Source organism: Candidatus Vicinibacter affinis (genome assembly GCA_016714365.1).
GTDB lineage: Bacteria > Bacteroidota > Bacteroidia > Chitinophagales > Saprospiraceae > Vicinibacter > Vicinibacter affinis.
Window position 1 is genome coordinate 1688288 of the sequence record JADJNH010000005.1, and the last position, 21042, is coordinate 1709329.

Below are 21042 nucleotides of genomic sequence, written 5' to 3' on the forward strand. Positions count from 1 at the left end.
TTACTCTTTTTTTTTTTGGGGCTCCACAAATGTATCTACTCCGGATTTTTCACGAAGATGCTCTTCTATTTTAGCATCGCATTCCTTTAGCTTAGCATGATAGAATTGATATATTGAATAACTTTGCTCTAGTTCAAAAACGTGTTCTTCTTTCCAAACCCCCGTTAAGGATTTTATAATACCCTCTTTTTTATGGGCTCTAATTCTACTATCGCAACAAGATGCTAATATCTCTGCGTTTCGTTCACCAGCTATGATGGATTTTATGATCTCTTGTCCAGATTTACCTGTAATATCCGCAATAACATGTTGTATTTTAATATTCATTTGTTCTAAAGCTTTATGCATCATGCGAATATGTGTAGCTGACATTTCAATTAAATTTTTCGATGACGCATATATGCTCTTAATTTACGAGTAAACTTATCGGGTTGAAAACTTGCAGATAATAATCCGCAACTGTGTAATTGACGTATCCAATCAGCATCGCTAACATCTGTTTTCTTTCCTCTTACATTTTTTACATGTTTAGCTGTAACTAATACAACATCAAAACCCGCATCTTCTAATACTAAAAATAAACTTACCCAGTAAATACCAGTAGCCTCCATAGCAACTGTATCTACTTTGCATTCTTTTAAAAAACACAACTAGGGCGTGTAAGTCTTCAGTAAAGGCGCCAAAGGCTCTTATTGGTTTTTCAGTGGATTCAGGATTAACTGCTACATAATGTTCTTTGCTTGATATATCTATACCTGCCGCGTTAGGATAAATAATCGGAAATGCTTTTGTTTTTTTTTCTTTCATTTTCTTAAAATTTTAAAGTGAATAAAACGAAAGCAGTGTTAAGGTTCTGAGTAATTATCGTATAAGCTCTTAAACGGGGTTTCGCCAAAGGCGAACCACCAAAATGGATTGTCATTCAAAGAACACTACCAAACTTAATAAGGGGCTGCGAGCACCATAACAAAAAACGGTTTTTGTAAACACTGCTTTACGTCTCGCAAGTTACTTTAAAGGATTGAGAGCGGAGCCGCTGTTATAAACTTAATACAAAAAAGAACCAAAAAAAATCAAGGCTGTTTTCATTTCTTAACGCCAAAACTAACTTAAAAAGCTAAACAAAATAAACTCGCCCTAAGCAGTAATAATAACTCTTGGCCTTACTGTCATACATGTTTTAGATTATCTTCATGCGAGCTCAAACAGTATTTTGTTTTGAACGCTTTTTAAATCAGTTTTAGCTAAAATGAAAAAGGCCGGTCTGAATTTCTCATTCGATAAATATATGATGAGGTATCTGAATCTATTTAATTTAACTATTAAAGATGTTTAATTTCTACTTGATCCCCACAAAATTTATCTGACTCTAATCTTTCTCTACGTGTAATATGTGCAGCAGCCTGTGAATGATTGGGGCAAAAAATACAGCAGTAATACTTAAGAAAGCGACTCCACTGTACAAAGCAAAAAAGGAAGAGAACAGTTTAGCTGCCACGGTTGTCATTTCAGCAACAGGGCCCATACCTGTCAGAATCATCGCAGACATGTGGAAACCATCCAACCAGGAAAGCTGGCAGATAAAATGGTAACCGCTTGTTCCCAGCGCCATAGAAAAAGAGATTAAGCTCATTGCAAACAAATTATATCGCCAAAGCCTCCAATAGAAATTTGGCATGTTGATAACCTGTTCTTTTTTGTTTTCCAGTTTCATATTTTTGGTATAGAGCCCAAAAGTAAGAGTTCAATCTGAACTTTAACATGATAGCTTATAAATTGAAGCCTCCTGGTAGATTCAACGAAAGATTTTGTGGTTTTATTTATCCATTAATCTCAGGCCTTCTCTTCTGGTAAGCGATGGGAGATCATTGGATGTAATAAATTTTCTGACTGCCCGGGGATTGGTTTTGGAATATTGCCGAAGGGCCCAGCCGGAGGCTTTTTGTATAAAAAATTCTTTGCTGTCCGCCCGTTTTAGAATAAGTCGCTGCATCAAAGTAAAGTCCGTTTTGTCTCTGTAAAACAATTGCAGTATGATGGCTGCCCGTTGATACCAGAAATTATCGCTTTCAATCCATTCCAAAGATTTTTCACGAAACACAGTGGGATGCCTGAGCAACATTTTGCCAAGGATGTTGGGCGCTATACAATCCACAGTATCCCACCAGGACTGATCCCCGATCAGTTCTTCAAAAAGTGGCAAAACTTCTAATCCAAGTTTATTTTGAAATTTTTGGGTGTAGTCCAGGGCTGCGTACTTCCATTCTCTTTGGTCTTCCGCCCAACAATTCAGGACAAATTCTTCCACCAAGGAAAAATTGTACGTCGCATAATGAGCAAATACTTTTCGCTCAATTTCTTTCCTTACAGGGGAGGCAATTCCGTAATAAACAAACTGGTGTCGCATATACGCCTCCATTCCTTTGGCTCTGGATGGGTTTGCAGCAGCGAGGAAGGATTGTTTGAGGTCTTGAAATAATTGGCCACTCATAGGGCAAAGTTACGCCTTGGAATCAGAGAAGCCAAATGCATAACTTTTTTTCAGCGTACGATTGGTAGCACCATCTTGAAAGGTTTTCTATTAAAACGATCCTAACACATTACAAGACTTAAATCAAACAGCAAGTAATGATATTAGAAAGTGCTTGTAGTGACTTGTAAAAAAATATAATTTTATACAACTCACCAATCTTGCAGACTAAAATTTTGAAATCAATTCTACTTCTTCCCGGTCGTATTCTTTTCCGCTTTAGGGCTGAACGCATTCACAACTGAATTACTGGTTTGCGAACTTTTGCTTTCAGACTTATAGCTGGAAACAGATTTACCTTTGGATTTATCCGCCGGGGCTTTTTTTACGTTTTTAGTTCCTTTGTCCTTACTCATCTGAAATTGATTTTAAGCAGACCATGTATCAGCCTGCTATAGATGGAAACGCTTGGTTTCATAGAATAGTTGCAGGAGTTGATTTTATAGCGGATTTATCATTAAAGCAGAAAATTTTTTCTCATCCATTTTCTTCTGTGAATTTCCTTGACAACAGGTCATAAAATCAAAAAGGGAATCAATCGATCAAATAGGCAAAGTTGAAATTACTTTCGGTAAAGACTTATTTTGTAATCTATTGGTTGATTCTTCCATTGGTATGTGATACCGTCGATGTTTGCTTCGCTGAATAAACTATTGCCAAAGTTGTAACAATCCCAAGCCAACAAGCCTTTGCAGCCACAAGTGCTTTTATGATATTTAATATCTGTAAATAGGAATGACTGACTGACGGGAATTAATTTGATTTCCCAATCCAAACTATCGGACATTGGATATTCGTAAAATTCCACATAGAGGGTATCATGGTTTCGGTAAGAAGAAACTTCCTTGTTAAGGCTGCTGAATTTTTTTTCAAGCTTCTGGAATCCGGAACCTTTTGTGAATCCATTAAATACGATCGAGTCTACATCTGTCGATGGATAGCCGTGGAAAATAAGGGTAGGGGTATTGCGTGGGCAGGTATATTCATTGTCCACGCAAGCTTGCAGTGTATATGCCAGTAAAAATAGAGGAAAGATAAATTTGTAAAGTGGGTTGTTCATATACCAAGGTGTTTAGTTGACAATTATACAAAAAATATTTTAATTGAAAAAACAATTATCCTCCACTAAAATTATAATCCCATTTTGGCTTTGAAGAAAACCATGCTAAAACGGGTCAAGTCAAAAATTTGGGGAGAAACCAGTTTTGCGGACCCCGTTATTCACTAAAGTTGTCCCAAATTCCATCCTTTTATCATTGTTCTTTTTTGTCTCTTAAGTAACTACATTTCAACTATCTGTAAACCAAGGTTTTTAGCTTGTCGTTTTAACTTCTTAATTTGATTTTCTTTAAACCCATCCATATATTTTTCGATTGGTATTGGGTTAAATTTAACCCTTTCTTTTACCATTTTATAAAAAATAGCCGCAATTTTTCTTGCAGTCGCAACAATTGCTTTTGGCGCCCCATTTTTGCTTTTATACGATTATAAAACATCGCTAACCAATTTTTGCTACGCTGTATGGCAAACGCCGCCATTCTAAATATTTGACCTGCGTGGTTTTTCTTTTTGGAATCCGGCTACTTAATACTTTCCCTCCTGATATTTTATTATTCGGCGCTAAGTTTAACCATGATGTAAAGTGTTTTACCGTTGGCCATTTACTCATATCTAATCCGACTTCGCTTATAATTTCTATAGCATTTGTTTCCGTAATCCCAAAAATTTCTGCTAAATCCGTCCCCGTTAGTTCGTACAACATTTCCTTTCCGTTAAAATTCAAATTATTTTTATTACTCTTTTCTTTTTTTGGGGCTCCACAAATGTATCTACTCCGGATTTTTCACGAAGATGCTCTTCTATTTTAGCATCGCATTCCTTTAGCTTAAAGCATGATAGAATTGATATATTGAATAACTTTGCTCTAGTTCAAAAACGTGTTCTTCTTTCCAAACCCCCGTTAAGGATTTTATAATACCCTCTTTTTTATGGGCTCTAATTCTACTATCGCAACAAGATGCTAATATCTCTGCGTTTCGTTCACCAGCTATGATGGATTTTATGATCTCTTGTCCAGATTTACCTGTAATATCCGCAATAACATGTTGTATTTTAATATTCATTTGTTCTAAAGCTTTATGCATCATGCGAATATTTGTAGCTGACATTTCAATTAAATTTTTCGATGACGCATATATGCTCTTAATTTACGAGTAAACTTATCGGGTTGAAAACTTGCAGATAATAATCCGCAACTGTGTAATTGACGTATCCAATCAGCATCGCTAACATCTGTTTTCTTTCCTCTTACATTTTTTACATGTTTAGCTGTAACTAATACAACATCAAAACCCGCATCTTCTAATACTAAAAATAAACTTACCCAGTAAATACCAGTAGCCTCCATAGCAACTGTATCTACTTTGCATTCTTTTAAAAACACAACTAGGGCGTGTAAGTCTTCAGTAAAGGCGCCAAAGGCTCTTATTGGTTTTTCAGTGGATTCAGGATTAACTGCTACATAATGTTCTTTGCTTGATATATCTATACCTGCCGCGTTAGGATAAATAATCGGAAATGCTTTTGTTTTTTTTCTTTCATTTTCTTAAAATTTTAAAGTGAATAAAACGAAAGCAGTGTTAAGGTTCTGAGTAATTATCGTATAAGCTCTTAAACGGGGTTTCGCCAAAGGCGAACCACCAAAATGGATTGTCATTCAAAGAACACTACCAAACTTAATAAGGGGCTGCGAGCACCATAACAAAAAACGGTTTTTGTAAACACTGCTTTACGTCTCGCAAGTTACTTTAAAGGATTGAGAGCGGAGCCGCTGTTATAAACTTAATACAAAAAAGAACCAAAAAAAATCAAGGCTGTTTTCATTTCTTAACGCTAAAACTGATCTAAAAAGCTAAACAAAATAAACTCGCCGTAAGCAGCAATAATGGCTCTAGGCCTTACTGTCATACATTTATTAGCTCATCTGCATGCGAGCTCAAACAGTATTTTGTTTTGAACGCTTTTTAAATCAGTTTTAGCTAAAATGAAAAAGGCCGATCGAAAATTCTCATTCGATAACTATATGAGGTGTCGGAATCTATTTAATTTAGCTATTAAGGCGGCTTAATTTCTACTTAATCCCCATAAAATTCACCTGAATCACTAAAAAGTCCTGACAACCCGTTCATTTTAACTGAATCGATTATATTTGCAGCCACCGTTTGATTGCCGAAGTGGTGAAATTGGTAGACATGCACGTTTCAGGGGCGTGTGCCCGAAAGGGCGTGTGGGTTCGAGTCCCACCTTCGGCACATATTATTATCTGATCAGGGTCACCATCTTTTTCTCTATCCTGGCTTCCTTTCTGCTCTGCCTGTATTTAAGTTCGTAGACATAAGCTCCAGGAGGAATATCTTTTCCCGAGTTGTTGTATTTTCCGTTCCAGCCTTTGTTTGGATCATTGGATTCGAATAATAATCCTCCCCAGCGATCAAAAATTTTGAGGGAGAAATAATCTAAAGAATGAATTTCACCAATGGGTAAGAACTCTTCGTTTAGTCCATCTCCATTGGGTGTAAATGCATTGGGCATAAACAAGGAAAAGTCTCTGAAAATAAACAGTTCGAAATCCATGGTGTCTGTACATAAAAACCGATCGTTAACGATCAACCTGATGTGGTGCATTCCGTGTCTGTAAAAGTATAGGAAAGGTCTTTGTCAAAATAATATTTTGAACCATCAATGATCCAAGATCTACCAACGGTATTCTGTGTTTTGTCTTCCATCCGAAGGACCGGATTTTTAATGTTCAGCAGGGTTTTGTCTATATTTCCATCTGCCATTGGTGGCGGAAATACATTTACCACATTGTTGAAGGTCGCTTCATTGAAACAACCCAGTGGAGAGGTTACCTGAAGCTTTAGATTGTAGCTGCCGATGGAGTCAAATACTTTTTTAACTGAGAAGCCATTCGCTTTTGTACTGTCGCTAAAAATCCAGTTGAAGGAATAGCTGTTGTCTGTAGGAAATGAAATATTTTTGAATTGCACCTCTAGTGGAACACATCCCTCCCGAATACTTGGTTCGAATATGACTACATCAGGTGCGGGTTGCCATACAATTCCTTTTTGGGTTTTGTTTTTGCATCCAAAATTGTCAGTGATTTCCAGGTAGATGGTATATCTATCCGGATGGATGTATTGCAAGGTATAATCTTTTGTAAATCCTTTGAAACCATCGCCAAAATCCCAATTCCAATTGTTGATGGTGCTGTATGCAGAAGTACTCAGGTCTTTAAATTCAACGGGCCCTGCCTTACAACTGTCAAACGATACGCTGAAGTCCGGCTGAATGGGAGGAATGACATTTACCTGAAATTGAACGGTATCACTGCAATTGGTTCCGGGGTTTAGAATAAATCGTCCATTGTGAAGCCCACCTTCTTTGAAGTCAATCAATGGATGCCATCCGTTGTACGTTTCCATGATTCCACCATTCTCATATTCCCAGACGGTATTGTTGATAAATTGTTGCTGATAGCTGCCATTGCTCATTTGCAATTGGGTACTGTTGCACAGGAGGATTTCATAATTTTTCTTGCGTACTTCGACTCCATTGTTCAATCTGGCCACCACGGTTCCCTGGCAACTGGCCACATTAAACTGGAAGTCCCTTCTTAAAGTGGATAAGAGTACACCATTTCTGTATTCGGATACACATACACTCACTACATATTGTCCGATGGTATTTGGCTCGCCTGTAATTTGACCGGTGAGAGAGTTAATGGTCACGGGAGGATTTCCGCCCATTGGAAAAAGATAAGTGTATTGTGGTGCTCTGAACGCTACCGGGGTAAAAGGAGGAGGGCAATCAGGCGTAGGTGTCACGGAATTGCAATTGCCGCCACCACCTCCACGGCCACCACCTGCAAGGGGTTCACAAAAACTGTAAACCAGCAAATCGCCTTCTTTGTCATAAGCAGAGTGATCGAATTTCAGTGGATTGTTGACACAAACGACGGTAGGCGGAAAGTTGTTGAAAACGGGGCTGTTGTTACAGGTCCTTTGCGCTTCCGGATGGATGGAGATGGTAAAAGTGGCTCCGGTAGATTCCGGAGTTTGGATATTGGTAATGGTATTGTTGCGACAGCACCTCTGCCACACGATGACGTATTCTTCATTAATAATGGGCAGATCTACTAAATATTCATAGGTCCCGCTTTCCACACAAATATCAGGAGGAAGGATGAGGCAAGGATATTCAGGCGGTTCAATAAAAGTTGGTCCCAAGGTGAGTCTTGGAATACTGTATTCCCTGTTGTTGCCCAGCGCATTGGTATAGCCGCTTCCATTGGCATTTTTTCGATAAATGGTGAAGCCCAAAGGTTGGTCAAAACCGGCAGAATTCTGCTGTGGACGACAATCCCTATAGAGCTTGATGATGATTTTATAGGTCCTTCTGGTGGAGTCCAGGCCGTTGCTTCCATAGCCCTGACATTCATAGTACATTTCTCCACCAATGATGTGTGCTGCAAGCAATTGTTCAGACAGAGTCCCTAAGAGGCCAAATACAATGAAAAATCTCCAGTATAACTTCATGCGTATAGTAAAGTGCAAAATTAGGTATTTCTCTTCGAAGCAATTGTTAAATGTGTGCGTCCTGCAACAGGAACCCTAATCAATGTGCCAGGCAAGGCGGGTTTTGGTAATTTTTTTCAAAGGCACAGCAATGGATTTCCGAGGTGGTAAAGATGTTTTCTGCCACGGCCTTGTTGATCAGAGATTCCCGATTGCCATTGATGATGACCGACATGGAGCCATCGTATTCTTCCACTTCAACCACTTCTATATGATCTCCAAGACTTATTCCGAGTTTATCCATATAACGGATGAATTTCTCGCTGTGGTCGTTGACAGCTGTGATGCGGTAATCCTTTTTAGGTATTGCCTTATCCAAGGAAATAAAACATCGGCCACGCATGTTGCCCCTACGGTCAGGAATGGGGTCACCGTGTGGATCAAACAAGGGGAAACCCAGCAATTCATCAATCTTGTCAATGAGTTTTTCAGACCGGATGTGTTCGAGTTGTTCGGCCATTTCTCCGATCTCCTCCCAGCCAAAGTTCATCTTTCGGACCAGATAGGTTTTCCAGAGTCTTTGCTTCCTGATGATCTGCAGGGCCAGACTCTTCCCTATGATGGTCAACTTCAGGGGTTGGTATTTTTCATAGGCAATAAGGCCCTTATCGCTGAGCCTTTTTATAGTCTCTGTGACTGTCCCCGGTTTGAACTGGATGGATTGGGCCACTTCATTCGTGCTGGTGCTGGAATCCGGACTCTGTTCGCTGAGGGTATAAATTGCCTTCAGATAGTTTTCTTCGGTTAGACTCAAAATGTGCGGATCCATGGTGCGAAAATAGGGAAGAAAAGGGCTACTTGGGAATTAGTCAAGGAGTAAATGTGTATTTGATTCTTTTAATGTTAAAAATTCGACCAGACAATTTTGAAATTTATAAAAAGAGGAAGCCAAATTATCCAGGATGATTTTACTTGATAAGTTATTCAATCAATAGTTTTATTTAAAACATGAAAAATTCATTTCAACATTGATGATAATTCATAATTGGAGTGAATACCTCAGTTTTCAAAGATGTTTAAGGATATAAATATTACATTTACTTCAAAACTTGCATGTTGAAATCTGTCTTTCTTGCATTTATTTTTATTACAGGATATTCTGGAATAGCATCTGCCACCACCTGGTCCGTAGGCCCCGGTAAACTTCATAAAAAACCAAGCGCCGTCGCTGCCTTCGTTAAAAATGGAGATACGGTATTGATCGATGCAGGTATTTACAGTCAGGACGTTTGTTTGTGGAGGGCTCATCATCTGTACTTGTCCGGAGTGGGAGGAAAAGCACATCTGAAGGCTGAAGGAAAAGCCTATGGACAAAAAGCCATTTGGGTGATACAGGGAGATTCCACCATAGTGGAGAACATCGAATTTTCTGAATGCAGTGTGCCGGATAAAAACGGTGCCGGCATTCGGCTGGAAGCCACCCATCTGGTGGTGCGCTCCTGCTATTTTCATGACAATGAAGATGGGATTCTTGCCGGAGACAATGTCAACAGCCATGTCTTGATAGAGTACTGTGAATTTGCCAGAAATGGTTTTGGCGATGGCCAATCTCATAACCTGTACATCAATCATGTCAAATTGCTCACCTTTCAATTCAACAACAGCCATGACAGCAAGGTAGGACATCTTCTAAAAAGCAGGGCCTATAAAAATATTATCCGTTACAATGTGTTAAACACTGGTACAGGTGACGGATCGTATGAAATTGATTTACCCAATGGCGGATCCGCACTCATTCTTGGAAATACCATACGTCAAGGGCCAAATAGTCAGAACAGTACTTTAATTTCATTTGGTCTCGAAGGTCTCAGCAACCCGGGACCCCATGAAATGATACTTTCCCATAATACCCTGGTCAATGAAAAAGGAAGCGGAAATTTTGTGAACCTGAAGGATCAAACCAACAAACTCGTGCTTCTCAACAATGTTTTTGCAGGTGCCGGCAAACCATACAATGGACTTGCGACAAATGTTCTAGATCAGGGAAATCTGATGAATATTTCCAGAAATTATTTTTTATTCAATAATCAGGCATTATCCGATTATCATTTGACGATTCAATCGCCGGCGCTCAATTATTCCAAAATTGATTTCCGCAATTATCCCGAATGGAAACCTGAATGGGAATATGATTTGAACCACAATGTCAAATCAAGAAAAATGGAATTTTGGCCCGACCCCGGAGCTTTTGAGTTTCACGAATTGAATCTTTTTGAAAATCCTATACACGGAATTTATGGTAAGGATTTCATCATTGTACATCATGTCGACCAGTCCGTGTCCGATGTCAAAGATTTGTACTGTCTGGATAAAACATATGATGGTCATCAGGGTACAGATTATGCTTTAAGTGGATTCGAGCATATGGAAAAATTGGTGGATGTTTTTTCAGTGGATTCTGGTGTGGTAACTGCTTTAAGGGATGGGTTATTTGATCAGGAAACAGTTGCGGACACCGCCAAAAAGCTGGGTAATTACGTGGTGATACAGCATGGAGAAAACTGGCACTCTTATTATGCACATCTCAAGAAAAATTCTTTGCAAGTGAAACCGGGGGACAAAGTAATCCCGGGACAAAAAATTGCATCGGTGGGTTGCAGTGGAAATTGTACCGACCCACATTTGCATTTCGAATTGTGGTACGACAGTACACAAGTGGTGGATCCTTATGATGGACCATGTGGAAATCAGTTTGATTTCTGGGCAGATCCTATTCTCTACGACAGCAGCTTTCATGTTTGGAAAAGTGGATTGATACCGGGTGAAGCAATGCTGGATTCTTTACGTTTCAAACAATTTAATCTGGACAAATTCAAATTGAATAAAGATGCATTGGTGAGTTATTGGAATTTGCAGTTTGGTGTACGAAGGGGGGATGTGCTGTCTGTGGAGTGGTTGGATCAGAATGGTCTAGAGAAATTTCAATATGATTATGTGGCGGATAAAAATTATTGGTATCAATATTTTTGGACCTACATGACTACGGCGGGATTGGGTGCGTGTGATGCTTGTCGTTGCAGATATTTCAGAAATGGTCAAATGGTGGAAGAGTTTGTTTTTTCAATCAAGGGTAGTGTAGCGGTCAGTGATCCAAAAGAAGAATTTGTATTTAAAGTATCCGGTTCAAGGGTTTTAAATCAAACCGATGTTTTGCAAAAATTAAAAGTGTTAAACCTGTTGGGTCAAACCATATTTGAAACTGAAATTGAACCCGGGGAAAGCTTGCAATTAAAGCACCTGTCGACCGGAACCTATATTTTGACCGGGGCCGGTGGGTTAAATAAATTCAAGGCGCTTCGGGTTTTTATTCCGTAGAATGCTATTTTTAAAAAATTGTTTGATTTCTTTTTTCAATTCGTCAGAAGCGCTTATTTTTGTTTAAACACTGTGGGCAATTTACAGCACATTAAGCCTAAACACTTGCTTGATTTGTTTTGATTGGCCAAAGAGTAGTCACTATTATTTTATTGAGCACCTAAAACTAAATTTATGTTAAAGACAGCAACCAGTCTTTGTCTAATTTGTCAATCACCCTTGCATGGCAGAAGAGATAAAAGATTTTGCAATGATGGATGCAGGGCAATTTACCATCAACAAAACAAGCCGGAGTTACCCCTTGTAATTAAAAAAATTACGCAGATTCTAAAGTTAAACCGGGAAATACTTTTGGAACTAAATCCTGAAGGCAAGAGAACCATCAGCAAGGAATTGCTCTTGCGTAAAGGTTTTGACTTAAAATACATGACACACCAGTTCAGGACAAAAACGGGCAACCATTATTATTTTTGTTTTGACCAGGGCTATGTCTTGTTAGATGATCAAAAAGTATTGCTGGTCCGACAAGATGAATGATCTTGAAATCTGATGTTATAAAATGTTTTGCGGGGAGAGTTTTACGGCAGAAGCCTGAATCCAGGAATAGTAAAAGATGGTGTCCGGATTTTTTGAAAGCTCCAGCATGTCTTTTTCTACTTGTGACCATTCTTCGCGTGTGATCATTCCTTGTTTGATCATATTCTCTGTGCAACTTTTCATCAGAGAAGTCCAGTACTCCATGAATCTACCGCGCTGTTGGGTTTTGGTTTTGTCAAAGAACAGCGGGCATGAGATGGTTCTGATGTTGCGGTAACCCGCATCTTTTAATAAATTGCCCAATTGTAGGCCTATGTCGCCTTGACCTCCGCATTGGCTTTGGAAATTATTCATTTTTTCCCAAAAATTCCGAATGGAGGGTCTGGAAGGGTAAAGGTCAAAAGAACGGTTGTACACCTCGGTAAGATGGATTCTTGCATGGGTTTTAAGGTATTTTTTACAGGCTTCCAGTAATTTTCCGGGTTCCGGTACATGTTCCAACACCCAAACAAGTATCACCGCATCAAACTTCTTGGCAGGTTCCGGAATGGCTTCCGGTTCGCCGAGCCATAAGTCATATTGTGCCTCATCAAACCCCGATGCAGCGAGATTTTCTTTTGCTTTTGCTATTTGTATTTCAGAAATATCCAGGCCAGTGACATGTATACCCGGATACAGCTTAAGGATTTCAATCATTTGTGCACCCACCCCGCAACCAATTTCCAAGACCCGTTTACATTTTGAAAGATCTGTGTGGGCATAGATCATTGGACTCAACACCTGATTCTGGTAAATCAGTCTGACTTGTTCTTCTGCTGTAAAACCGTGAATGTATTCAGGAGGTTTGTTGCTGGCCATTGGGTTATAATTATATGCAAATTTGCAAAAAAAATGTGGCTTTGTGGTGGAAGCTGAAGTAATTAGTGCAGTGTTTGAGAAAAGCCAGTTGATTCACCTCGTGTTCTTATTAACCTATATTAAGAAAAGCTTAAATATTGTATTGTGATGAAACATAATCCCTGGATTGGAGTTTATAACCATTGAACTAAAAAATTAAAAAACATGAAATTATTCTCTATCCTAAGCCTAGCGGCATTACTCGTTTTGAATTCTGCCTTCATTGGAGACACGGTTGTTAAAGTGGATGCATCCAAAAGTAAAGTTACCTGGTTGGCTAAAAAAGTTACAGGACAACACACAGGAGTGATCAAAGTAAAATCCGGAAACCTTAAAATGAACAAAGGTGCATTATCCGGTGGAAGTTTTGAAATTGATATGAACTCTATAGAATGTACCGACCTTCAGGGAGAGTATGCAGGTAAATTAGTAGGCCATTTGAAATCCGATGATTTTTTTAGCTCAAGCAGATTTCCGGTTGCAAAATTGGACATCACTAAAGTTGGTCGATCCAGCGCAGCAAACACTTACCTGGTTGATGCAAATTTGAACATCAAAGGTATTTCTCAACCAATTAGTTTTGAAGCGGTGGTGAACGGAACAATGGCTACAGCTAAAATTATGGTAGACCGTACCCAATTTGACATTAAATATGGTTCAGGAAGTTTCTTTGACAACCTGGGCGATAAAGCAATTGATAACGAATTTACATTAGATGTGCAATTAGCACTAGCGAGATAACATCAGACGGGATATATTGAACAAGGAAAAGGCGGAATTTATTCCGCCTTTTTTATTTTATGCAATGTTGAAAAAGGAATAACTGTTGTTTATTTTTTAAATCCATAACTAAGGATTAATTAAATAGAAGATATAAAAGCTAGGATGGTGCTTAATGATTATTAAGGTTTAAATTTTAAGTTTATTAAAATTTAATTTTGCATCGGTGGCTACTAAAAATTGGTAGCTTACTGTGGTAAATTTTCCATAAGACTCATGGATTTTTCAATCATGTGCATGATAATTTTCTCCGGATGTTCTGAGAAAGAGTTGTTGATTCGATTTGCAAGTATAGCATTAACTGAAAGACATCTGTGACCAAGGCCTTTACCCAAATGGTATATTCCACTTGTCTCCATCTCGATGTTGGTGAGTCTGCCAATGTTTTTGAAATGAACATTTTTTAATTTATCTATCAGATCCGGCACGCTGTTGGGAATCCTCGTAGTACGTCCTTGAGGTCCATAGAATCCAGGCGCGGTTAGGGTGTTTCCAACCAGAAAATCGCTTCCTTTGAAATGATCGAGTAGAGCGTCATCGCAACAGCTCAAATGAAAATTTAAGGACTCCAGTCCCGCAGTTTTAAATGCAGTTCTGACCTCTTCCAAAACTAAATATTCTTCGTGTTGATAGTAATTCATCAGTGCATCGGTTCCTATGCTCCACTCTGTAATCAGGAGACTGTTCATCGGAATGTCTTCTTGTATGGCACCTGAAGTGCCAAGACGGATGATCGTACAGGAAGTGATTTTTTCTTTTGGTTTTCCGGATAACAGATTCACGTTAAAAAGTGCATCAATTTCATTGAGTACGATGTCGATGTTGTCCGTGCCAATTCCGGTGGAGAGGATGCTTATTCTTTTGGTGCCGAGTCGGCCGGTGTGGCATACGAATTCACGTGAACTAATTTTACATTCAATTGTATCCAATAGATCGCTGATCAATGCCACTCTGGATGGGTCTCCTACCGTAATGATCAGGGGGGCAATTTGTTCCGGCAAAAGATGCAGATGGTAGATAGAACCGTCTTGATTGGTAATCCAGTTTGCTTTCAAAATGATACAAATGAAAAAGAAAAATAAAATTTACCACCTCACGAATTGTGGTACCTGTCAAAAAATTCTGGGCAGCCTCAATACAGAAGTTTGTGAGCTGCAAGATATCAAACAAAATGCGATTTCGGAGAAAGAATTGGATGATATGGCAGCAATGGCAGGATCTTACGAAGCACTTTTTTCGAGAAAGGCCATCAAGTACAAGACCCTTGGTTTGAAGGATAAAAAACTGACCGAAAAAGATTTCCGAAAACTGATTTTAAGTGAATACACCTTTTTGAAGAGGCCTGTAATTGTAGTAGGCAAGAAAATATTTATTGGAAATGCAGCCAAGGAAGTGGACGGTGCAAGGGAGGCGTTAGCCTGACCTAACCCATCCCAACCCTTCCCTTGAAAGGGAAGGGCAACACCCATCCCAACCCTTCCCTTGAAAGGGAAGGGCTACCTTTCTTGAAACATGCGTTTGAAGTGAAGGGCTATACCCATCCCAACCCTTCCTAACCCATCCCAACCCTTCCCTTGAAAGGGAAGGGCTAATAAGGAGAGAAAATGGAAAGACGGAGAATTAATCTCCTTTGATTTCTTTAAAGGCTTCGCCAAGGGTGTCAATGATGTCTCCTGCCAAAAGACTTTCTTCAGATTCAAAATTCAAACTTAAATCTCCTGCGAGACCATGAACCCAAACGCCTAATCTGGCTGCATCAAGCGGAAGGTAGCCTTGTGCAAGCAGACCGGTGAGAATGCCAGTGAGGACGTCCCCGCTGCCTGCGGTGGCCATGCCGGTGTTTCCGGTAGGGTTGAAGTAAACTTTACCATCAGGACTGATACAAGCTGTGTAAGATCCTTTGATAACCAGGTGAATTTTGTGTTCCTTCGAAAATCGAATTCCTTTTTCTATCAGCTCCAATTCATTTCCGGAGCCACCTGCCAATCTGGAAAATTCTCCACGATGTGGAGTCAGTATGGAATTTTTAGGAATCAGATTTAAGTAGTCAGGTTTGGTCGCCAAAAAATTCAGCGCATCCGCATCCAAAATCATGGGATTTGAAAGAGGAAATGAGAACAGAATTTCATAGGAAAACTTTGGTCCCAGACCAGGGCCAATGGCTACAGCTTGAAATTTTTTCCATTCAACGGAGTTGAGATCTTCTTGTTTTCTACAAATGATTTCGGGTCGACTTGAATGAACAGCGGTAAAACAGGAAGTAGCGGTCATCAGGCTTACCAATCCTGCCCCCGATCTCAGGCAGGCGGTGGCTGTTAAAAGCCCGGCACCGCACATCTCCTGATTACCTGCGATGACCAGTGCGTGACCATATGAATTTTTATAGGAAAACCGATTTCTTTCCCGCAGGATAGAACTGATGTCCTCTTTGGTGTTGAGGTAAAAAGGGGTATTTTCTTTTTTGATGGCTTCCTGATCTAATCCGATGGATTTTAGGGTCCAGTTTTTAATCCGGAATTTATTTTCCGGAAGCAGAAAAGCGAGCTTTACAAATTCGAAACTCAAAACTTCATCGGCACGAATTACTTCGCCCTCGGTAATCCCATGACAAATCATTCCTGAAGGGATATCCACAGATACTACTAAATTCTCAAGACTGTTGATTTTTTTAAAAAGCAAGGCCCACGCATCACTTACGGGACGGTTAGTGCCTGTTCCCAAAATGGCATCAATAATGGTATCTCGGGATTCAATAATGTCCAAATCTTTTGGTTCTTTGATTTGATAAGTTTCAATTCCCTTGTCTGATGGCAGGTGGCTTTTGTTGAGGAAAAAATCTTCGGAGGACGATTGGTTCCAGGGAAAAAATCCGATTTTTACTTTATAAAACTGCTGGCTGAGTAATCTGGCGATGACCAGCCCATCTCCACCATTATTGCCTTGCCCGCATAGGATAAACACTGATGGTGAGGCCGGTTTGAGTTCTGCCGTGAACCATTCTGTAAAGACGGATCCAGCGCGTTCCATCAGTTCGTGAGAGGCTATATCCTGCTTCACCATGGTGAGTTCTTCAATGGCTTTAATTTGGGGTGGACTGAATATTTTGTGTGGCATTGGTGTTGGAATTGAAATTCAAAAGTAGACAGAAAAGAAATAACACCTTCTCTTTTTGTGCACTGCATAGGGAAGGTGATAAATTAACCTACCTAAGCTGCAATCAGACTTGTGTGGTGTAAAAACGGGATTTCAAAATAGATTTAAGCGAACTAATAAACATTTATTAACTTTAATCAAAATTAATGGTCATGAAAAAAATTAAAATTTTCCTGCCTCTAACCCTCCTTCTATTTTTGTCACAATCCTGCCATTTGCTTACCTCGTCAAATGAGATTTGCCACCATTTTAAAGCGTCCATAAATTGGAATCAACAGGCAAACAAACTTACAGTAGTAACCGATGGTGGAGACCCTCCGTTTTTCTATAAATGGTCCACCGGGGTAAATGACCTTTCAGAAATTACGGTTACCGGATCAGGCACCTACAGTGTGACGGTCACTGATTTGGGGGAATGTAAAGCGTACGCTAATTTTACCATAAAGTGAATTGATATTTTCTGTTGTGCGGGGTGGGCATAATGGAGTAAGGAAATTTTGGTTGTTCTAAAAAGAAACTTTCTAAACTTTTCAATGTAAATTTATTTTCCGAGAGAATATTTACAAAGATGTTTTGAATTGTATGCATTCGTTTCGGTGACTGTTATTATTTGGATTTTAAAATTATATTAAGTAGACAATTTTCTTTTGTAAATTTGAATTAAGTGATCACTCAGTTTTCAAAAATTCTTTTGGTAGGTGGTTCGGGAACTTTGGGAAAAGTTACTGCCCCCTTGTTGAGGCAAGCAGGATATCAAATCAGACTGATGACACGTCATCCTGAGAAAATAAGTTTGACACAAAGTTCCGATGTTGAAATTGTCAAGGGAGATTTGATCGATCCATCCTCTTTGGAGATTGCTTGTGAAGGCAGGGATGTTGTCATCGCGATGGCGCACTCTATTCTGGGGACAGGTCGATATGGTTCCATGAAAGTAGATGTAGAAGGGCACAAATCGCTCATTGACCTCACAAAGCGAGCAGGCGTAAAATGCATGGTTTATATTTCACTGGTCGGTGCCGGCCCTGATCAGTCCATTGATTTTTGGCGCAATAAATTTGAAGTAGAACAATATCTCCAAAAGAGTGGATTGAATTTTATCATCATCAGATCTACGGCCTTTATGGAAACCCATATCCATGAATTAATGGGTAAAGGAATTCTTAAAAACGGGAAGGCGATGATCATGGGGAAAGGTAATAATCCATTAAATTTTGTTTCAGTGGTGGATGTTGCACAAATCATACTTAAATCATTGGAGCAACCCGAGGCATTGAATTCAATTATAGAAATCGGAGGTCCTGATAATTTAAGCAGAAATGAAATTGTTTCACTCTACGAAAAGTATTCCGGGAGGCAAGTTAAATGCACGTATCTCAGTATTGGATTTTTGAATATCATGTCTAAATTATTCAAACCATTTCATCAGGGGATTTCCAGGGTGATGGCACTTGGTGAAGTGCTGGACGAAACGGATCAGACTTTTGATCCTACCCGCACCCTTCAAAAATTCCCCATCAAACTTACCACCATTGAACATTTCATAAAGCAGCAATGCAAATGAATTATCATGGTATCTGAACATTCAGTATTGACCTAAGGTAATCTCCTTCGGGTAAGAGTTAATTAAATTTCTTCAACATACTAACTGTTCAATTTTGGCAGAAATCGCCCTGTGTTTTTTTGGTATGCTTCGTAGGCGGGATATTTTTCGGCTGAAATTGCTTCACTAAAATCGGAACTTCCCTGAAAGAGCACCAACAACAACATACATCCTGCAACAGACCAATTGATCCATTCTCCACTTGCATTCGCCCCCAATAAATAGAAAGAAATCCAAATGGCCTGTTCTGCAAGATAATTTGGATGTCGCATGTATTTCCAAAGTCCCGTATGAGTAAATCCTTTGGTATAAATGCCATCTACCTTTCCGGTTAAATTCATTTGGCGATGTTTTTCTTTTTGAAAATTCCACTGCTGTTGGTCTGCTATGGTTTCTAAAACTACAAATCCAATAAAAATAGTCGCTAATACATAATCGATCATACCAAGTGACTGAACCTGATCATACATGGCAACCAGAATGGGCAAGGTGAATAGTAAAATCAATCCATTCTGATAAAGAGAAATAAAAAATAAGTTGAATAAAGTCCATTTTAATTTTCCGGAAAGCTCCGGTTTTTTTCTTAATACCGCCCACCGATAATCCTCTTCTCCATCCCAGAATTTCCAACTGTAAGCTCCTCGCCGTGAAAAATTATAAGTGAGTCGTATGCCCCATATACTGACCAATACAGCCATCAGGATCAATCGAGTGGTACATCCTCCTGCATACGCAATGTACCAGGCATAAACCAATGGAACAATGCTCCAGATCTTGTCCACCTGACTGCAGTTGCCCGTTAGTTCACTCAAAGTAAAACAGGCCAAAGCTGTAAAAAGACAGAGGTAGATACAGTTCCACAGCACTTCATGTTGCAATGGACTTAAGGGTGAACCAAACCTGTAAGAAATTATGGGCACTACTATTAAAGTTAGTATGAGTATGAAAATAGTTTTAATCATGATCCCCAAAATTTTTCAAAAATTTATTTTAAAATCAACCGGCCAAATAATAAAGTCCAATTATCACTTCGTTCATTTGGACCATTAAATTGCACCCATCGGCATTAACCAATGTATTATTATAAATAGGTTTGGACCAAATTATAAAAATACAATAGTTATTTCAAGAATAAAGGTATCAAAATTTAACCATCACCTTATTGAGTAATTTTTCAATTTTCAAAAAAAATCATTAAAAACAATCAGCCTTGCATTCTGAAATTATATATAATTTTTAAACTTCATTGAATGACGACTTTTTTTGTTTGGGAAGAATTTGAACATTTTACATGCAACAAATAAACTCCTTTCTTCAAATCGCTTAAATCAATTTGTGTGGACTTTACAGCAGAGGTGATTTTATAATTTAGTTTTAACCCATATAGATTAAACAATTCCAATGATTCAATTTCTTTATCCGATTCTAAATTAAAAAGACCATTCCCGGGATTTGGATAAATTTTTACCAGATCGGAGATGATCTGATCTGCACTGTTAACAGTTGTTGTACATCCACTGCCTAGAAACCATGGGGAAGCAGTTTTGTCGTTGGAGAAAAATTTCAAGAGCAATGCGCCTACTTTTTGCGCTCCCAAAGTAGAAGGATGCGTACCATCATTTTGAAAATCAGCGGGACAGGTATAGAATACGTCAGGATTGTTTTTCTGTGGGTTATCTCCGTCTGACCACATGTACATTCCCCATGAAAGCCAGGGGGATTTTGCTTCACTCCCCTTAAAAGCCACTTGGGGTAAACCCATTATTTGATCTTCTATTGTTTGTTTTACAGCCCATCCAGTGAGGTATGCATATGGCTCTGGATTTAAATTGGAACTTGCATAGCGACCGGAAATCCTGCTGGCCATGTAGCAGAGTTTTACATTGGGAAATCTGGTTTTGATTTCATTCATACACCTGCGAAACTGCACGACCAATGAATCATAATGAACACCCGGAGGAGTGCTCCCCGCAGGATTGGCTTCTTTAAACCAAATGACCTGCACCTGATTTTTACCTACACCTGCATTTGCAAGTCTGGTGTTCACGGTGTTCCAGAAAGTTAAATAATTGTTGTGGGTAGGGGTGGATATCACATTGGCAGTTTGACCACCTTGAGCACCATCCACCAATACCAGTTTTGGATTTTTCGATGGGGAGGCATTTGCCTGTCTGATAAATTGTTGGGTCTCTTGTGTACAATTGGACATGCCTATACTGAGCCATACGATTTTTCCATTGGTTGCATCCGGATTTCCCGATATGTCCAGACATTGAATCTGGGAAGATAATTCCAAACCTGCTTTAAGATGTTCAGCCGGCATGTCATTGGAGCCATTGAGGTACAAGCCTCCCATTTTTCCGGTAAGTGGAGAAATTTCAGTACCCAAATCATTGATGGGAATGTATCCTGTTGAAATTGCATCACACTTTGGTTGAAGGCTTGCGAGCAGAGGATATAAGAGAAATAAAAATGTTGCCTTAATTTTCATTGCAAAAATTTTAGAGCTTAAAAAACGCAAATCAGTTTTTGATGATTACTGCGGGTTCCTTATTTCCATTAAAGTAAATTCTGAATAAAAGTCATGTCCA

The 21042-nt window shown here is 39.2% G+C and carries 23 protein-coding genes and 1 tRNA gene; 7 read left to right on the forward strand and 17 right to left on the reverse strand.

Annotated elements, in window-relative coordinates:
* The 9 genes from IPJ53_06680 to IPJ53_06720 all read right to left on the reverse strand — a co-directional run bounded on the left by IPJ53_06680 (position 1) and on the right by IPJ53_06720 (position 5102).
* On the reverse strand, positions 1–372 hold the full coding sequence (locus IPJ53_06680; GenBank protein MBK7798777.1) for a hypothetical protein: 372 nt from the start codon (positions 370–372) through the stop codon (positions 1–3).
* 5 nt (positions 373–377) lie between these two features.
* Complete coding sequence (locus IPJ53_06685; protein ID MBK7798778.1) at positions 378–611, reverse strand: transposase; 234 nt, start codon at positions 609–611, stop codon at positions 378–380.
* Positions 612–1369: 758 nt separating this feature from the next.
* Positions 1370–1714: a hypothetical protein gene (locus tag IPJ53_06690; GenBank protein MBK7798779.1), complete on the reverse strand. Its 345-nt coding sequence runs from the start codon at positions 1712–1714 to the stop codon at positions 1370–1372.
* A 102-nt stretch (positions 1715–1816) separates the two neighbouring features.
* Complete coding sequence (locus tag IPJ53_06695; GenBank protein ID MBK7798780.1) at positions 1817–2491, reverse strand: DNA alkylation repair protein; 675 nt, start codon at positions 2489–2491, stop codon at positions 1817–1819.
* A 227-nt stretch (positions 2492–2718) separates the two neighbouring features.
* Positions 2719–2886 carry a hypothetical protein gene (locus tag IPJ53_06700; protein ID MBK7798781.1) on the reverse strand — a complete coding sequence of 56 codons (168 nt, stop codon included), beginning with the start codon at positions 2884–2886 and terminating at the stop codon, positions 2719–2721.
* A 206-nt stretch (positions 2887–3092) separates the two neighbouring features.
* Complete coding sequence (locus IPJ53_06705) at positions 3093–3590, reverse strand: hypothetical protein (protein MBK7798782.1); 498 nt, start codon at positions 3588–3590, stop codon at positions 3093–3095.
* A 438-nt stretch (positions 3591–4028) separates the two neighbouring features.
* Complete coding sequence (locus IPJ53_06710; protein MBK7798783.1) at positions 4029–4292, reverse strand: IS110 family transposase; 264 nt, start codon at positions 4290–4292, stop codon at positions 4029–4031.
* Between the two features lie 118 nt (positions 4293–4410).
* The gene (locus IPJ53_06715; GenBank protein MBK7798784.1) at positions 4411–4698 is read right to left on the reverse strand and encodes a hypothetical protein; all 288 of its coding nucleotides are present in this window, start codon (positions 4696–4698) and stop codon (positions 4411–4413) included.
* Between the two features lie 5 nt (positions 4699–4703).
* Complete coding sequence (locus IPJ53_06720) at positions 4704–5102, reverse strand: transposase (protein MBK7798785.1); 399 nt, start codon at positions 5100–5102, stop codon at positions 4704–4706.
* A 655-nt stretch (positions 5103–5757) separates the two neighbouring features.
* Between IPJ53_06720 and IPJ53_06725 the strand changes: the two genes are divergently transcribed.
* Positions 5758–5841: transfer RNA gene (locus tag IPJ53_06725), tRNA-Leu, on the forward strand.
* Between the two features lie 7 nt (positions 5842–5848).
* On the opposite strand, the gene IPJ53_06730 is transcribed toward IPJ53_06725, so the two are convergent.
* The 3 genes from IPJ53_06730 to IPJ53_06740 all read right to left on the reverse strand — a co-directional run bounded on the left by IPJ53_06730 (position 5849) and on the right by IPJ53_06740 (position 8920).
* On the reverse strand, positions 5849–6214 hold the full coding sequence (locus tag IPJ53_06730; GenBank protein MBK7798786.1) for a gliding motility-associated C-terminal domain-containing protein: 366 nt from the start codon (positions 6212–6214) through the stop codon (positions 5849–5851).
* Positions 6196–8127, reverse strand: coding sequence for a hypothetical protein (locus IPJ53_06735; GenBank protein MBK7798787.1), 1932 nt, complete (start codon positions 8125–8127; stop codon positions 6196–6198). The genes IPJ53_06730 and IPJ53_06735 overlap by 19 nt, the downstream gene beginning before the upstream one ends.
* Before the next feature lie 79 nt (positions 8128–8206).
* The gene (locus IPJ53_06740) at positions 8207–8920 is read right to left on the reverse strand and encodes a metal-dependent transcriptional regulator (GenBank protein MBK7798788.1); all 714 of its coding nucleotides are present in this window, start codon (positions 8918–8920) and stop codon (positions 8207–8209) included.
* A 299-nt stretch (positions 8921–9219) separates the two neighbouring features.
* Here IPJ53_06740 and IPJ53_06745 point away from each other — a divergent pair, with 299 nt between their 5' ends.
* Entirely contained in the window at positions 9220–11481 is a 2262-nt protein-coding gene (locus tag IPJ53_06745) for a peptidoglycan DD-metalloendopeptidase family protein (protein MBK7798789.1), read from the forward strand.
* Positions 11482–11655: 174 nt separating this feature from the next.
* Complete coding sequence (locus IPJ53_06750; GenBank protein ID MBK7798790.1) at positions 11656–12018, forward strand: hypothetical protein; 363 nt, start codon at positions 11656–11658, stop codon at positions 12016–12018.
* A 15-nt stretch (positions 12019–12033) separates the two neighbouring features.
* On the opposite strand, the gene IPJ53_06755 is transcribed toward IPJ53_06750, so the two are convergent.
* Positions 12034–12876 carry a class I SAM-dependent methyltransferase gene (locus IPJ53_06755; protein ID MBK7798791.1) on the reverse strand — a complete coding sequence of 281 codons (843 nt, stop codon included), beginning with the start codon at positions 12874–12876 and terminating at the stop codon, positions 12034–12036.
* 204 nt (positions 12877–13080) lie between these two features.
* Here IPJ53_06755 and IPJ53_06760 point away from each other — a divergent pair, with 204 nt between their 5' ends.
* Entirely contained in the window at positions 13081–13656 is a 576-nt protein-coding gene (locus IPJ53_06760) for a YceI family protein (protein MBK7798792.1), read from the forward strand.
* A gap of 227 nt (positions 13657–13883) precedes the next feature.
* On the opposite strand, the gene IPJ53_06765 is transcribed toward IPJ53_06760, so the two are convergent.
* Positions 13884–14756, reverse strand: coding sequence for a nucleoside phosphorylase (locus IPJ53_06765; GenBank protein ID MBK7798793.1), 873 nt, complete (start codon positions 14754–14756; stop codon positions 13884–13886).
* A gap of 4 nt (positions 14757–14760) precedes the next feature.
* On the opposite strand from IPJ53_06765, the gene IPJ53_06770 reads away from it, so the two are divergent.
* Positions 14761–15117, forward strand: a complete 357-nt coding sequence (locus IPJ53_06770) for a hypothetical protein (protein MBK7798794.1) — start codon at positions 14761–14763, stop codon at positions 15115–15117.
* Positions 15118–15315: 198 nt separating this feature from the next.
* Here IPJ53_06770 and IPJ53_06775 read toward each other — a convergent pair whose 3' ends face one another.
* Entirely contained in the window at positions 15316–16809 is a 1494-nt protein-coding gene (locus IPJ53_06775; protein MBK7798795.1) for an NAD(P)H-hydrate dehydratase, read from the reverse strand.
* Positions 16810–17000: 191 nt separating this feature from the next.
* Between IPJ53_06775 and IPJ53_06780 the strand changes: the two genes are divergently transcribed.
* Entirely contained in the window at positions 17001–17297 is a 297-nt protein-coding gene (locus IPJ53_06780; GenBank protein MBK7798796.1) for a hypothetical protein, read from the forward strand.
* A 215-nt stretch (positions 17298–17512) separates the two neighbouring features.
* Positions 17513–18412, forward strand: coding sequence for an SDR family oxidoreductase (locus IPJ53_06785; GenBank protein ID MBK7798797.1), 900 nt, complete (start codon positions 17513–17515; stop codon positions 18410–18412).
* 80 nt (positions 18413–18492) lie between these two features.
* Here the strand turns inward: IPJ53_06785 and IPJ53_06790 are convergent, their stop codons facing one another.
* Together IPJ53_06790 and IPJ53_06795 are read right to left on the reverse strand one after the other, a co-directional pair.
* Positions 18493–19413 carry a DUF1295 domain-containing protein gene (locus tag IPJ53_06790; GenBank protein MBK7798798.1) on the reverse strand — a complete coding sequence of 307 codons (921 nt, stop codon included), beginning with the start codon at positions 19411–19413 and terminating at the stop codon, positions 18493–18495.
* A 281-nt stretch (positions 19414–19694) separates the two neighbouring features.
* Positions 19695–20942 (reverse strand): T9SS type A sorting domain-containing protein, encoded by a 1248-nt coding sequence (locus IPJ53_06795; GenBank protein MBK7798799.1) that lies wholly within the window; start codon positions 20940–20942, stop codon positions 19695–19697.
* Positions 20943–21042: the final 100 nt, after the last annotated feature.